We start from the raw sequence: 14,191 nt of genomic DNA, 5'->3' as shown, positions 1-14,191 counted from the left end.
CCCTCTGGATTTTTCTTATGGAACGATGGTCACAGGCACGTCGGCGTGCTGGGCAAGACTGCCGGCAACCGAGCCAAACACGCGGGTCGACAGGCTGCTGTGGCCTGTGCGCCCGATGAAGATCTGGTCTGCGCCGCAATCTGCTGAAATAGACATCAGCGTATCGACGATATTGCCGTAGCGGATCACGCTCTCAACTTCGGCATGTTCAGACTTGATCTTCGCAATCAAGGGACCAATCAATGCCTGTTCGGCACGCTTGAGTTCCTCGTTACGGCGTTTGTGTCGCTCTTCAATTTCAGTGGGTGTCAAAAAGGAATAGGGAGACCATTCAAGTACATGCGCCACAACCAGAACTGCATTGCAGCTCTTGGCCTGGGCTATGGCAAAGCGTATCGCACCCTCGGATGCTTGGCTGCCATCGTAGCCGACAACAAATTTCACACTCATAATTTGCCCCTTCCTGACAACTTTAACGATGTCACGAAAGCACAATGTAACCGAACTGTCACCAATCCTTAATAAATCATGTAGAGTCGCTTCCCTTGCTGCGATGCGAAACATTGGCTAAAAGTCGGTCAAATTGATTTGGATCAAGATCTGGCAGCGAGGCCAGATCGCTGCCATTTCCAAACTCTGCCGAACAAATTGATCGCGACCAGCTAACGGCCGCCAGAAACAGATTGGAGTTGTCCTTGTCCGCACGCGCCGAGGCACCTGCCCCCGTCACTTCGACAAAACTGACCCCGAACCGGATCAAGATCGAGCTTCTTGCAGGCCTGACTGTTGCGCTCGCATTGGTTCCCGAAGCCGTCGCCTTTGCCTTTGTTGCGGGCGTCAATCCGCTCGTGGGCCTCTATGCCGCCTTCTTCGTCGGCCTGATCACCGCCTGTTTTGGTGGACGCCCGGGCATGATCTCCGGTGCGACCGGTGCGCTCGCCGTGGTCATGGTTGCCCTCGTAGCCCAGCACGGCGTTGAATATCTCTTCGCCACCGTGGTGCTCATGGGGATCATCCAGATCGCCGTCGGCCTTTTGAGGTGGGGCAAGTTCATCCGGATGGTGCCGCACCCCGTGATGCTTGGCTTCGTCAACGGTCTGGCAATCGTCATCTTCCTTGCCCAGCTTGGCCAGTTCAAAGTCGACGACGGCGCAGGTGGCTTCAACTGGATGACCGGTTCCGATCTCTATCTGATGCTCGGCCTCGTGGCCCTGACGATGGCCGTCATCTGGTTCCTGCCCCGGCTTACGGGCGCGTTTCCGGCGCCGCTGGCCGGAATTCTCGTGGTATCGGCTCTGGTACTCGGCTTCGGCCTCGACACGCGGTCGGTGGGCGATCTCGCCTCGATCGCTGGAGGCTTGCCGGAATTCCACATTCCCACGGTGCCACTCACCTGGGAAACGCTTGAGATCATCCTACCCTACTCGGTGGTCCTGGCCGCCATTGGCCTGATCGAGTCCCTTCTGACGCTGAACCTGGTGGCGGATATGACCAACACCAAGGGTGGAGCCTCTCGTGAGTGTTTGGCGCAGGGCGCCTCCAACGTGGTGACTGGCTTCTTCGGCGGCATGGGCGGCTGTGCCATGATCGGCCAGTCCATGATCAACGTGAAATCCGGGGCACGGACCCGCATCTCGGGCATTGCCGCGGCGCTCTTCCTGCTGTCGTTTGTCCTCTTCGCCGCCCCGCTGATCGAGCAGATCCCGGTCGCGGCACTGGTTGGCGTGATGTTCATGGTCGTGATCGGCACCTTCGCCTGGACCAGTTTGAAGATCATGCATAAGATCCCGATGACCGACGCCCTGGTGATTGTGATCGTGACCTGTGTGACGGTCTACGCGGATCTGGCCATGGCCGTTGTCGTCGGCGTGATCATTTCGGCGCTCGCCTATGCCTGGAATGCGGCCAGCCGCATCGATGCCCGCACCGGCATTTCCAAGGAAGGCTGGAAGGTCTACCGCCTGTCAGGTCCTCTCTTCTTCGGCTCCGTGACAGGCTTTCAGGACCTCTTCGACATCAACACTGATCCAGACGACGTTGTCGTTGATTTCATGGACAGCCGTGTTGTCGATCACTCGGGTCTCGAGGCCATTGACGCGCTGGCCTCCAAGTATGTAGCAGCCGGCAAGCGCCTTCACCTTCGTCACCTTTCGCGCGATTGCCAGAAGCTGCTCGAAAAAGCCGGCAACCTTGTCGAGGTTTCGGTTCTCGAGGATCCGGACTATGAGGTTGCCGTCGACTATGGCGACAAGTTCGAGGCGCCGCAGAAGTCGAACTGACGCTTTGAAAGGCGGGCCTTACACGGCCCGCCTTTGATCTTTTGGACCGGCGGTAAAGGCACCAGATGCCTTTACCTGCAAGCGCCCTTCAGCCGATACTCGGACCGGCTCAAACTCCGGACGGATTCGGCGACGTGAAACTGCGCAGACGCATCAAACTCACACCGACCTTGACGATCGTCATCGGCACATTTGTGCTCGTGACCGCCGCACTCGTGCTCGTGGTTCAGGTCATCATGTCGGAGAAGATCGTGCGCACGCTCGGCGGCACGCTCGTCGACATCGGTATGGACGCGCTTCAGAACGACTTCGCCTCACAGCTTGATGCGATCGAGGCACAGGCCGCGTTTACGGCCAAGGCCGTTATCGCTGGTTCGGTTCTGATCGATGACGTTGAGGAGCTTTCCACCTTCACCTACGGCGCACTCGCCGGAACACCCCAGGCATCCCTGCTGATTGTCGCCTCGAATGACGGCTACGCGGTTCAGGTCGACAGGGGAGCCGGTGATGGCGTGATCGTGCCGTTCAGGGCACCAGTCGCAAAACTGCCGAACCTTGCTCCCCAGATGGAGAAAGCAAGAGACGCGACCGAAGGCTTCTGGACACCCGTTCAATTTGTTCCCGGGCGCAGCCACAGCTATGTCGCCTATGTCACCCCCATTCGGGATGAAGACACGTTTCTGGGGGCCGTGTTCGTAGGCGTTTCGCTTGAACGCCTCTCCATCATCACCAAGAAGGTCTCGACGGACGATCTGACCGTCTTTCTGACTTACGGCGCAGGCAAGCTTCTCGCGCATCCTCGCCTGGATGAGGTCGAGGACCAGCTTTCTCCAAACGCTCCGCTGATCGACATGAAGTCCATGCCCGACACCTTCCTGGCGAGCCATGAGGATCACGAGCCCCAAGCTGCTGAAGACTATCATTTTTCCGGCGAGATCGATCTTCTGGCGGGATTTGATGCGGACGGCGCCCGCCGGTTTGTTGTGTACGAGGACAGCGGCGAAAAATTCGGAACGCTGCCGATCAAGATCGGCGCGCATTTTTCAGCCAACGTCCTTGAACAACCGCTTCACCTGCTCACACGCTCGATCCTCATCGGGCTCGTGCTCCTGGGTCTTTCGCTTGTCGCCACGGGTTTTCTCGCCCATTACATCGCGCGTCCGATCAAACGCGCAGCCGATGGTGCCCGCTCGGTCGCGCGACTTGATTTCGACGCGGTCAAACCGCTGCCGGGAAGCGCGGTGCGTGAGTTGGAAGATCTCGCGAACGGCTTCAACGCCATGCTTGGTGGGCTGTCTGCCTTCATCCGCTATGTGCCGAAATCCCTCGTCAATCAGCTGATCCGGGAAGGCCGAGCAGACGCGCCGCCCGAGGAGCGGGAGCTGGCGGTTCTCTTTACCGATATTGTCGGCTTCACGAGCTTGTCGGAAACCATGACCACCGGTGAGATCGCGACCTTCGTCAACCAGCACCTGTCACTGATTGGGGCTGAAATCGACGCCCATCAGGGCACCATCGACAAGTATATCGGCGACAGCGTCATGGCCTTCTGGGGCGCACCACAGCGCATGGATGCTCCCGACATTCCCGCAGCTGAGGCGGCAATCGGCATTGCCAGAGCGATCATGGCTGACAATGAGGTCCGCCGTACAAACGGTCTGCCGCCCGTCCGCATCCGCATCGGGCTTCACAGGGGCCCGCTTGTGGTCGGCGATATCGGCGCCGTCGGCCGGGTCAATTACACAGTGATCGGCGACACCGTGAATGTGGCGTCTCGCCTGGAATCCCTGGGGCGGGATGTAGATCCAGACGCCGAGGTGATCATCCTGGCCTCCGGCGATATCGGAGCGCGCCTTCCCTCCTCGATCCCCTTTGAGCCATTGGGAGCTCACAAGGTCAAAGGCAAGGACGCGCTCGTGGACGTCATTCGGCTGAAGCCCTGATCAATGGACTTCTGACCGCTGGTCCGCGGTCAGGCGGCAGTTTCAAAGACATCAAGCGTAAGAGGCATGCCGACCTGTTGTGCCAGATCCGTTGCGCCTGTCGGCAAAAGACATCCGGCGAAGCCAGCCAGGTGCCCGGCCTTGAGTTCAAGCGCCAGAAAACGCGCCCGTTCCACAGGACCTGGAAGCATCAGATTGTCGATCAAGCCCGCATTGAAACCGAAACGCTGATAATAGGCGTGATCTCCGACCAATATGACAACCCCGAAGCCTGCCATGGCGGCCTGGTTGATTGCGTGGCGCATAAGGCGTTCGCCGACCTTCTGGCTCCGGCAGCTCGTTTCAACGGCGAGTGGCCCAAGAAGCAACGCATTGCGCCCGGTTTCATCCGCGACGTTCCAAAGACGGACCGTGCCGACCAGAGCACCGGCTTGGTCCAGCGCGCTGTAGGCGAACGCAGGTAGACGACCTTCACGGAGACGCTCGGATGTCTTGGCAAAACGATCCGGGCCAAAACTCAGGTCGAGCAGGACCTCACGGGCGCCGACATGTGCCGGCGCCTCATCAACAATGTCGATCATCCTGGAAGGCCCTATATGACGAAGGATGCCAAGGGCGCGAAGCCGTTGAAGCCGACACTCGAATAGGTGGTCGTATACGCTCCGCAGGCCTCAATCAGTACCTTGTCGCCGATGGAAAGCGAAACGGGCAGCTCGTACGGCGTCTTTTCGTACATGACATCAACGCTGTCGCAGGTCGGACCGGCCAGAACGCACGGCGCCGTCACGTCGCCATCACGCGGTGTGCGGATCGGGTAGCGGATCGCCTCGTCCATGGTCTCGGCCAGACCGTGGAACTTGCCGATATCAAGATAGACCCAGCGGACCTCGTCCTCGGCCGACTTCTTCGAGATCAGCACGACTTCCGCTTCGATCAGACCAGCGTTGCCGACCATGCCGCGCCCCGGCTCGATGATCGTGGACGGCAAACGGTTGCCGAAGTGCTTGGTCAGAGAGCCGAAAATGGCTTCGCCATAGCTCGGCACACCGGGCACGTCCTTGAGATAGCGGGTCGGGAAGCCCCCACCCATGTTGACCATTTTCAGCTCGATGCCGCGGAGCGCCATCTCTTGGAAAACGCCCGCTGCCATGGCGAGAGCGAGATCCCACGCGCCGAGGTTGGCTTGCTGGGAGCCGACATGGAAGGAAACTCCGTGTGCGGTGAGACCGTTTTGATGGGCGAATTCGAGCACATCGGGTGCCATGGCAGGGTCGCATCCGAACTTGCGCGAAAGCGGCCATTCTGCTCCGACTCCGTCGCAGAGGACGCGGCAGAAGACTTTGCTGCCGGCTGCAACACGAGCGATTTTTTCGACTTCTTCGACGCAATCGACCGCGAAGAGGCGGACGCCGAGCTGATAGGCACGCGCAATGTCACGCTCCTTCTTGATGGTGTTTCCGTAGGAAATGCGGGCAGCGTCCGCGCCTGTGGCCAAGACCATCTCGATTTCGCCAACAGATGCACAGTCGAACGAGGACCCGAGGCTTTCCAGCAAATTCAGGATCGCGGGATCGGGATTGGCCTTCACCGCATAATAGACAGAGGTGTCCGGCAGGGCCTTGGCAAAGGTTTCGTAGTTGTCACGCACGATGTCGAGGTCGACAACAACACATGGGCCGTCGGCATCACGTCGTCGCAAAAAGTCCAGAATGCGTTCGCTCATCGGGGTCTTCCCCTTCCAATTCATAACAGACCACACCATTGCATTGCCGGCGGGCCTCAGGTTCACGTCGCAGGGTGCTGAAAGTGCAGAGCAGCGGCCCCGGGATGGAACCGGAGCGCGGAATACGACTTGCAGCGACGGTTGGGCAATGCTGTCCTGAAAGACAATAAAGCTTTCCCGCGTCGGGAATGCCGTTGATTGGATCGGAAGACCGAACCGCACGTCGGGCAAGGATGTAACAAGTGCCTCATCAGTGACGCCGGAGGTTGGAGACCCCAGCCGAGACCAAAAGGCCCTCTTACGTCGTTGCTTTAAGCCGTCCGGATTTGCTGCCCCGCCCCTTGGCGGTGTTATTTGGCAGCTACCCCTTAAGAGGCCTCCTTTTCAGGGACCCCATGAACGGCCTCGGGCACGTGCGAATTTGGGCAAGACGTAGATGCGATGAAATCCTGTCATGATCAAGGGGAAATTTGCATCGCGCGCATTTTTTTGAGTGGGGCTTTTCTGATCGAAAGCCCAGAGACAGCGCAGCGCCCTGAATGGTGCCGGGCGCGTACCCAAAAAAGAAAAAGGGGCCGCGAAAACGCGACCCCTCTCATGATGAAAGCTGGAACCTGCGGGGGCATCAGGTGGACCCGCCTTCATCTTGCTTCGGCAAGCGGTTGGGCATCAGCCCCGCTGCTTGCGGCCTTCATGGTCGTGATGGCCTTTGCCATGACGGGCCTTCTTGCCACGCTTGAAGTCTGCCTTGGTCACAACGTCATCGCCGTTGCGGTCCATACGCTCGACCAGATTGGCGCTGCGCTTGGCGTGTTCTTCTGCCGTGATGGACAGATCGCCATCAGCATCGAGCTTCTGGAACATCCGAACGACGCGACCCTCGTTCATCGTCATCCAGATCGTGCTGAAGTCGGTCAGTTCAAAACCGCCGGAGCCATCGGTATCAGCGGATGCGAAGAGCTTGCCGCGGACATCTTCAAACTCGGCACGGGTGACCTTGCCGTCCTTGTCGGTGTCGAGCATGGTGAAGATGTTCTCCATCATGCGGCCACGCATTCCGCTTTTTCCGCCCTTGAAACCACGGCGACCTTCATGGCCGCGCTTTTCCATTTCGTGGCGCGGACCACGTGCCTCACGGTCATTGCCTTTTTCTTCGCCACCCGGGCGTTTGCCCTTGCCGGCATGTTGATCAGGACCGCTCTCGCCGTCTTTCTGGCCCATGCGCTTGCCCTGTTCAGGCTTGCCGCCACGCGGCCCGGACATACGCTCCAGCTCGCCGTTGCCGTCGCGATCCAGCCGCGAGAACATGCGATCAGTCATACCGTTGAATTCTTCGGTCGTGACCGTGCCGTCTCCATCCTTGTCGAGACGCTGGAAAACTCGAACGCGCTGGCGGGAGGTCTTCTCTTCAAAGCCGGCCTTGAATTCGGAAAGGTCGATCGCACCGCTTGTATCGGCATCACCCTCTGCAAACTGCTTGGCGACGACTTCATCGATTTCAGCCTGGTCCACGACGCCGTCCTTGTTGGCGTCAAAGCGTTCCATGAACTTCCGGCCCTGGTGGCAGCCGCCTTTGCGTCCGTGCCCCATGCCACGCCCCATTTCGTCACCGCCCATGCCACCGTTCATGGCATACTGACCCTTCACCGGCGCCGGGCTTTGTGCCTGAACTGCGGTGATTGCAACGCTGGCGACGCCAGCGGTCAGGGCAGCGATTGCGATTTTCTTCATGGGTTTCATGATCTGTCAGCTCCTTGGTTGCTGCGTTGATGAACAGAACATAGGAACGACTTGTCGCAAAAATACGGGCCAAAACAGCGACAAGTGTCGCGGTGTGTGCCGGTTGGCGGGCGGGTTACATCTTGTTACAAGATTGCGCTGTCCGACCGCAGAATTCACTTTAGCTATATGACAAGAGCTTTTCCGACGTTAGCAGACAAATGCCGGCATCGGACCATGAGGATCAGGGCAGACTTCCGGAGACCGACTTGAGCGAACCCAGCCCCCACATTCTGGTCGTAGACGATCACCGTGACATTCGCGAGACCCTCGCGCGCTATCTCGTCAAGAACGGCATGCGCGCGACGACCGCGGAAAGTGCTGCCCATGCCCGAAAGGCGCTCAAGGCTGCCTCCATCGACCTCGTCGTTCTCGACATCATGATGCCAGGCGAGGACGGCCTGTCGCTGTGCCGCCATCTTGTCGAAGGCAGCTCCCTGCCCGTCATTCTCTTGACGGCCATGGCCGAAGACACCGACCGGGTTATTGGTCTTGAGATCGGCGCTGATGACTATGTCACCAAGCCCTTCAACCCTCGTGAACTGCTGGCGCGGATCAGGGCGGTTCTGCGCCGGACCAGTGCGGTGCCGAAAGAGCGTGACCCTCTCGAAGAAGAGAAACTGGCCTTTGAAGGCTGGACATTGAACGTTCCCAAGCGGGAGCTGACCGACCCGGATGGTGTCGGGGTTTCGCTCTCCAGCGGCGAGTTCCAGCTGCTTTGCGCATTCCTGAAGCGGCCAAAGATGGTGCTGAACCGCGATCAATTGCTCGACCTGACCACCGGGCGCACACCAAATGTCTTTGACCGGTCGATCGACAATCAGGTTTCCAGGCTTCGTCGGAAGATCGAGAGCGATCCCAAGAACCCGACCCTGATCAAGACGGTCTGGGGCGGCGGCTACATGTTCACATCGGATGTGGACGGAGTTCACGGATGATCAGACGGATCGCAGATCGACTAAGGGCGACGAGCCTCGGCACTCAGCTTGTCGGCCTCTTGCTGCTCGCTGTCGTCGCCGCTCAGGTTATCAGCATCTGGCTGTTTCATGACGAGCGCAGGCTCGCGCTCCTCGAGGTCGCGCGGGACAATATCCTGATGCGCTCGATCTCGATGGTCCAGCTTCTGGAAAGCACCCCGGCCACATATCATACAAGCATCCTGAAAGCCTCGAGCAGCCGCTTCACCGCCTTCTGGACCAGTGAAAACCCGGTCGTGAAGGAAGACGCCGACACCCAGACCGAGCAGCGTCTCGAAACCTATCTGGGCAGCCAGCTGACGCCAGACCGTGAGGTCAATCTGGACCTGCTCGCAATCGGCCATGGCAAACAACCGAACCACCAGAATGCCGACCCGGCACAGGTCAAACGCGGCTTTCCTGCACGTCTGAAGCGCCTGGCGAAGCGGCAGGTTGATCTTGTGCTATCGATTCAGCTCGCGGACGGTGGCTGGCTGAACGTTGCGACCGACTACAAGCCGCCGCCCCGGACATTGTATCCGCTTCTGGTGCAGATGGTCCTGACGATCGGTGCGATCTTTATTATCGTTTTCCTGGCGGTGCGCCGTGTGGCGAAGCCCTTGCGGCACCTGGCTGGTGCTGCCGAAAAGCTCGGCCGCGGCGAGGATCTTCCCGCATTGACCGTGGAAGGTCCCAGCGAAGTCAGGGCGGTGACCCGGGCGTTTAACGAGATGCAGGACCGCCTCACCCGCTTCGTCTCGGATCGCACAAGAATGCTGGCGGCGATCAGTCATGATCTGCGGACCCCGATCACGTCGCTCCGCCTGCGTGCCGAGTTCATCGATGACGAGGAAAATCGAGAAAAAATCATCGAAACACTCGATGAGATGAGCCAGATGACGGAAGCGACGCTCGAGTTTGCGCGTGACGAAGCAAACAAGGAAGACGCGGTCCGTACGGATCTCACCAGCCTTTTGGAAAGCATTGCCGCTGACCAACAGGATCTCGGCCATTCGGTTTCGGTCTCGGACGGCGACAGGATCATCTTGTCCTGCCGGCCGCTTTCCCTCAAGAGAGCGATCCGAAACCTGATCGAAAACGGCATCCGTTATGGCGAAAGGGTCGAGGCGACCATCGCACGCGACGACAGCGAAGCAGTCATCCGTTTCCGGGACTTCGGTCCAGGCATTCCGGGCGCGCGGCTGGCAGATGTGTTCGAGCCCTTCGTCCGCCTAGAGGAGTCGCGCAGCGAGGAGACGGGCGGCATTGGACTGGGCTTGTCCATTACGCGCTCGATCATTCATGCGCACGGCGGCGAAATCACGCTTCGGAACCATCCGGACGGCGGGCTGGAAGCAACGGTTCGGCTTCCGGTCGAACCGTCCTCCTGAAGGCCACGAGGCCCTAGAGCACAGCACAGCTGTCGCTTGGGGCCTCGTCGCGCTCGGTCATCCCATAGTCGCGAATAACGCCCGTGACGCGCAGCCGATAGTCCTTGAACAGGAAATTGCGGCCCGCTGTCTGCGCCTTGCGATGGGCCATGACATTACGCCAGTCATCGAGGGCCTTCTCATCACGAAAGACCGAAAAAGACAGCAACTTTCCCGGTGTGGTCAGGCTTTCAAACCGCTCGACCGAAATGAAGCCGTCGATTTCTTCCAGAACCGGGCGCAAGTTGGCAGCAATGTCCAGATAGCGCGCCTTGTGCTCTTCATGAGGGTAGACTTCGAAAATCACGGCAATCATTGCTGGCCTTCTTCCTGTGCCAATTGGCTCGGTTGCGGAGTGGACGCGAGCTTGAGGAATGTCCGGTCCTCCCTCAAGAGAAATCTCTCCCGCTGCGCAAATTCATAGTTCTCTCGGCCAAGCGGATCCTCCGACAAGCGCTTGCGATAGGCTTCATAGGCGGCAAGGCTCTCGATGTTGTAAACGCCGTAGGCCAGAGTGCTCGAGCCTTCATGCGGGGCATAATAGCCGATGAGATCCGCACCGCAGCGGGGAATGGCGACGCTCCAGTTGCGGGCATAGGTCTCGAAAGCGGCCCGTTTTGTCGGATCGATGTGGTAGCGAATGAAGCAGGTGATCATGGCATTCTCCTTTGCGCTCAAGATCGCATCTCATTGCCATGTTGAAGGCGCACTATGCTTCGACTAGGATCGAAGTATGAGAGACGGACCTGACATTGCCCTCATCGGCTCGCTCATCGGAGACCCTGCCCGCGCGAACATGTTGACCGCGCTCATGAGCGGCAAGGCGCTGACGGCAAGCGAACTTGCCGCGGAAGCTGGCATCACGGCACAAACAGCCAGCTCTCACCTGGGCAAGCTGGCCAATGCCGGGCTGGTCGACCAGCGCAAACAGGGGCGTCACCGCTACTATGTGCTGTCCGATGACGATGTTGGCCAGGCACTCGAAAGCCTCATGGGGCTAGCGGCCAAGAAGGGACACTTGCGGGTTCGCACCGGCCCCAACGACCCTGCGCTTCGAAAAGCGAGGGTCTGCTACGATCATCTGGCGGGGGATTTGGGCGTGCGCATCTATGACAGCCTGCTTTCACAGAGCCACGTTGTGCCTGCAGATGACGGCAGCATTCGCCTGACGGAAAGCGGCGATGCCTTCCTGCAGTCGTTTGGTATCAATCCGGCCCAATCCTCGCGATCCCGCCGCCCCCAATGCCGCTCCTGTCTCGACTGGAGCGAACGGCGATATCATCTGGCGGGCTCTACCGGCCATGCCATCTATTTGAGGCTGCTTGAGCTTGGCTGGGCACAGCGCCTGGAGGCATCGCGGGTCATTCAGTTTTCCTCCTCCAGCGAAAAGAACCTTTTGGCTCAGTTTCCGATCTTGAACGGCTGACACCTGCAGAACACAAAAAACCCGGCACAAGGCCGGGTTCTTGAGTTTGAACGAATGCGTCCGATGGGACCCAAGCATTCGGGTGCTCTATCCTGACTTGCTGTCAGCTGTTCTTGTTTTTGTTCACTTCCGAAAGGAAGCGATAGAGCTTTTGGGGAAGCCACGGCAGGCGGTCACGATTGTAATCCTGACGATGGTTCACCAGTAGTGTTCGGGCGGTATGCACATTCATTTTCGGTCTCCTTCGACTTCTTTTTTTCGTTCTGCTCGACCTTACCCCTGCATAATATGCGCACTTTGTGCACTTTTACAAGGCGTACTTTGTGCACCTCACAATTATTTTTCTTTTGTTTGCTGGAAAAGCTGACTTCAGGTGCAGCTACGAAAACAGCCTTCACACTCAATGCGTGAAGGCTGCAAAAGTTTCAGAAAATCTGCTCAGACTGGGAAGATTCGGTCAGGCTGCCGTCTTCGCCTTGAACTCGATCCGCCGGCGATGCAGCACTGGCTCGGTGTAACCGTTGGGCTGTTCGGTGCCCTTGAAGACAAGATCGCAAGCGGCCTGGAAACCGATGGAACCATCAAAGTCATCCGACATCGCCTTGTAGAGCGGATCACCTGCGTTCTGCTCATCGACGAGCTTCGCCATGCGCTTCATGGTTTCCATGACCTGGTCCTCGGAGCACACGCCGTGACGCAGCCAGTTGGCGATATGCTGAGAGGAAATGCGCAAGGTCGCGCGATCTTCCATCAGGCCGACGTTGTTGATGTCGGGGACCTTGGAGCAGCCAACGCCCTGCTCGACCCAGCGCACCACATAACCGAGGATGCCCTGAGCGTTGTTGTCGAGCTCGGCCTGAATGTCTTCTGGAGACCAGTTCGGACGGGTCGCGACAGGCACAGACAAGATGTCCTCCAGCTTCGCAGCCTCGCGGGATTTCAACTCGGCCTGACGCTCGGCGACATTGACCTTGTAATAGTGCATGGCGTGAAGGGTGGCCGCCGTTGGCGATGGCACCCAGGCTGTATTGGCACCAGACATCGGATGACCGATCTTCTGCTCCAGCATCGCTTCCATCAGATCGGGCATGGCCCACATGCCCTTGCCAATCTGGGCGTGGCCCGGCAGGCCGCAGGCAAGACCGACATCGACATTGTTGTTCTCATAGGCGCTGATCCAGGGGGCCGCCTTCATGTCGCCCTTTCGGATCATCGGGCCAGCTTCCATCGAGGTGTGCATTTCATCGCCGGTGCGATCCAGGAAACCGGTGTTGATGAAGAACACACGATCCTTGGCGGCACGGATGCATTCCTTGAGGTTGACCGTCGTGCGGCGCTCCTCATCCATGATGCCCATCTTGAGGGTGTTGCGGGCCATGCCCAACGCATCCTCGATCCGGTCGAACAGCTCAACGGCGAATGCGACTTCTTCCGGTCCGTGCATCTTCGGCTTGACGATATAGACCGAGCCGGCGCGGGAGTTCGTGTTGCCGCCGTTCGGGCCGATGTCATGGAGGCCGATCAGCGAGGTGATCATGCCGTCGAGAATGCCTTCCGGCACCTCATTGCAGTCCTTGTCCAGCACCGCGTCGATGGTCATCAGGTGGCCGACGTTGCGCACCAACAGCAAGGAGCGGCCATGCAGGGTCACCTCACTACCATCCGGGGCGGTGTAGACACGATCCCCGTTCATGCGGCGGGTGACGCTCTTGCCGCCCTTCTCGAAGGTCTCTTCCAGATCGCCTTTCAGCAGGCCAAGCCAGTTGCTGTAGACAACAACCTTGTCTTCCGCGTCGACCGCCGCGACTGAATCCTCGCAATCCATGATGGTGGACATGGCAGATTCCAGAATGACGTCGGCGATATGGGCCTTGTCCGTCTTGCCGATCGGATGGTCCGCCTTGATGACGATTTCCAGATGCAGGCCATTCTTGGACAGAAGCACCTTGGACGGCGCGCCAGCCTCACCGACGTAGCCGACAAACTGGGCCACATCCTTCAGCGCGACGGCTCCCGACGCGGTCGCGACCTTCAGGGCAGCTCCCTCGACGGACAGACCCGTGATATCGGACCAGGAGCCGCTTGCCAGCGGAGCGCTCTCATCGAGAACCTTGCGCGCATAGGCAATGACTTCCGCGCCGCGGGCCGCATCGAAGCCGCCGGCCTGTGGCTTGGAGCCCATGGCGTCCGTTCCGTAAAGCGCGTCATAAAGCGAGCCCCAGCGGGCGTTGGCAGCGTTGAGCGCATAGCGGGCGTTCATGACCGGAACAACAAGCTGGGCCCCTGCAACGCTGGAGATTTCGGGATCGACGTTGTCGGTCGTGACGGAGAACGGCTTGCCCTCTGGCACAAGGTAGCCGATTTCAGTCAGGAAGGCCTTGTAGGCGGCCATGTCCGGCACGCCCGGATTGGCCTTGTGCCAGGCATCGATCTTGGCCTGAAGATCGTCGCGCTTGGCAACCAGGGCGCGGTTCTTGGGCGCAAGGTCATGCACGATTGCCGAAAGAGCTGACCAGAAGGAGGCTTGCTCTACGCCGGTTCCCGGCAACGCCTTGTCATTGACGAAATCGTATAGCTCTCGTGCAACCTGAAGGCCGTCTGCGTCAATGCGCGCCGTCATATCCCTGTCTCCTTGCTCGCTCAGTCTTTTCGATC

At 59.1% G+C, this 14,191-nt stretch carries 13 protein-coding genes; 5 read left to right on the top strand and 8 right to left on the bottom strand.

Features of this window, described 5'->3' with window-relative positions; all coding sequences use genetic code 11:
* Positions 1-15 precede the first annotated feature (15 nt).
* Positions 16-450: a universal stress protein gene (locus IG617_RS00565; RefSeq protein WP_192106359.1), complete on the bottom strand. Its 435-nt coding sequence runs from the start codon at positions 448-450 to the stop codon at positions 16-18.
* A gap of 245 nt (positions 451-695) precedes the next feature.
* Here IG617_RS00565 and IG617_RS00560 point away from each other — a divergent pair, with 245 nt between their 5' ends.
* Together IG617_RS00560 and IG617_RS00555 are read left to right on the top strand one after the other, a co-directional pair.
* Positions 696-2,279 (top strand): SulP family inorganic anion transporter, encoded by a 1,584-nt coding sequence (locus tag IG617_RS00560; RefSeq protein WP_192106357.1) that lies wholly within the window; start codon positions 696-698, stop codon positions 2,277-2,279.
* A 134-nt stretch (positions 2,280-2,413) separates the two neighbouring features.
* Positions 2,414-4,222 (top strand): adenylate/guanylate cyclase domain-containing protein, encoded by a 1,809-nt coding sequence (locus tag IG617_RS00555; RefSeq protein ID WP_209008183.1) that lies wholly within the window; start codon positions 2,414-2,416, stop codon positions 4,220-4,222.
* A 29-nt stretch (positions 4,223-4,251) separates the two neighbouring features.
* Here the strand turns inward: IG617_RS00555 and IG617_RS00550 are convergent, their stop codons facing one another.
* The 3 genes from IG617_RS00550 to IG617_RS00540 all read right to left on the bottom strand — a co-directional run bounded on the left by IG617_RS00550 (position 4,252) and on the right by IG617_RS00540 (position 7,685).
* Positions 4,252-4,803: a GNAT family N-acetyltransferase gene (locus tag IG617_RS00550; RefSeq protein WP_192106352.1), complete on the bottom strand. Its 552-nt coding sequence runs from the start codon at positions 4,801-4,803 to the stop codon at positions 4,252-4,254.
* A gap of 11 nt (positions 4,804-4,814) precedes the next feature.
* A complete protein-coding gene (locus tag IG617_RS00545; protein WP_192106350.1) occupies positions 4,815-5,945 on the bottom strand; it encodes a type III PLP-dependent enzyme in 1,131 nt (376 codons plus the stop codon).
* 669 nt (positions 5,946-6,614) lie between these two features.
* Complete coding sequence (locus IG617_RS00540; RefSeq protein WP_192106348.1) at positions 6,615-7,685, bottom strand: EF-hand domain-containing protein; 1,071 nt, start codon at positions 7,683-7,685, stop codon at positions 6,615-6,617.
* 200 nt (positions 7,686-7,885) lie between these two features.
* Here IG617_RS00540 and IG617_RS00535 point away from each other — a divergent pair, with 200 nt between their 5' ends.
* Together IG617_RS00535 and IG617_RS00530 are read left to right on the top strand one after the other, a co-directional pair.
* Positions 7,886-8,662, top strand: coding sequence for a response regulator (locus tag IG617_RS00535; protein ID WP_209008182.1), 777 nt, complete (start codon positions 7,886-7,888; stop codon positions 8,660-8,662).
* Positions 8,659-10,071 carry an ATP-binding protein gene (locus IG617_RS00530; RefSeq protein ID WP_192106346.1) on the top strand — a complete coding sequence of 471 codons (1,413 nt, stop codon included), beginning with the start codon at positions 8,659-8,661 and terminating at the stop codon, positions 10,069-10,071. The genes IG617_RS00535 and IG617_RS00530 overlap by 4 nt, the downstream gene beginning before the upstream one ends.
* A 13-nt stretch (positions 10,072-10,084) precedes the next feature.
* On the opposite strand, the gene IG617_RS00525 is transcribed toward IG617_RS00530, so the two are convergent.
* Together IG617_RS00525 and IG617_RS00520 are read right to left on the bottom strand one after the other, a co-directional pair.
* On the bottom strand, positions 10,085-10,426 hold the full coding sequence (locus IG617_RS00525; RefSeq protein ID WP_192106344.1) for an antibiotic biosynthesis monooxygenase family protein: 342 nt from the start codon (positions 10,424-10,426) through the stop codon (positions 10,085-10,087).
* Positions 10,423-10,767, bottom strand: a complete 345-nt coding sequence (locus IG617_RS00520; RefSeq protein ID WP_192106342.1) for an NIPSNAP family protein — start codon at positions 10,765-10,767, stop codon at positions 10,423-10,425. Before IG617_RS00520 ends, IG617_RS00525 begins: the two co-directional genes overlap by 4 nt.
* Positions 10,768-10,843: 76 nt before the next feature.
* Between IG617_RS00520 and IG617_RS00515 the strand changes: the two genes are divergently transcribed.
* On the top strand, positions 10,844-11,536 hold the full coding sequence (locus tag IG617_RS00515) for an ArsR/SmtB family transcription factor (protein WP_192106340.1): 693 nt from the start codon (positions 10,844-10,846) through the stop codon (positions 11,534-11,536).
* Between the two features lie 103 nt (positions 11,537-11,639).
* On the opposite strand, the gene IG617_RS21760 is transcribed toward IG617_RS00515, so the two are convergent.
* Together IG617_RS21760 and IG617_RS00510 are read right to left on the bottom strand one after the other, a co-directional pair.
* Positions 11,640-11,768: a hypothetical protein gene (locus IG617_RS21760; protein ID WP_274611753.1), complete on the bottom strand. Its 129-nt coding sequence runs from the start codon at positions 11,766-11,768 to the stop codon at positions 11,640-11,642.
* Positions 11,769-11,993: 225 nt separating this feature from the next.
* Positions 11,994-14,156, bottom strand: a complete 2,163-nt coding sequence (locus IG617_RS00510; RefSeq protein ID WP_192106338.1) for a malate synthase G — start codon at positions 14,154-14,156, stop codon at positions 11,994-11,996.
* Between the last annotated feature and the right edge of the window lie 35 nt (positions 14,157-14,191).

It is taken from the genome of Roseibium polysiphoniae (assembly GCF_014842925.1).
In the GTDB taxonomy this organism is placed as follows: Bacteria; Pseudomonadota; Alphaproteobacteria; order Rhizobiales; family Stappiaceae; genus Roseibium; species Roseibium polysiphoniae.
This window is presented reverse-complemented; position numbering and strand designations above follow the sequence as displayed.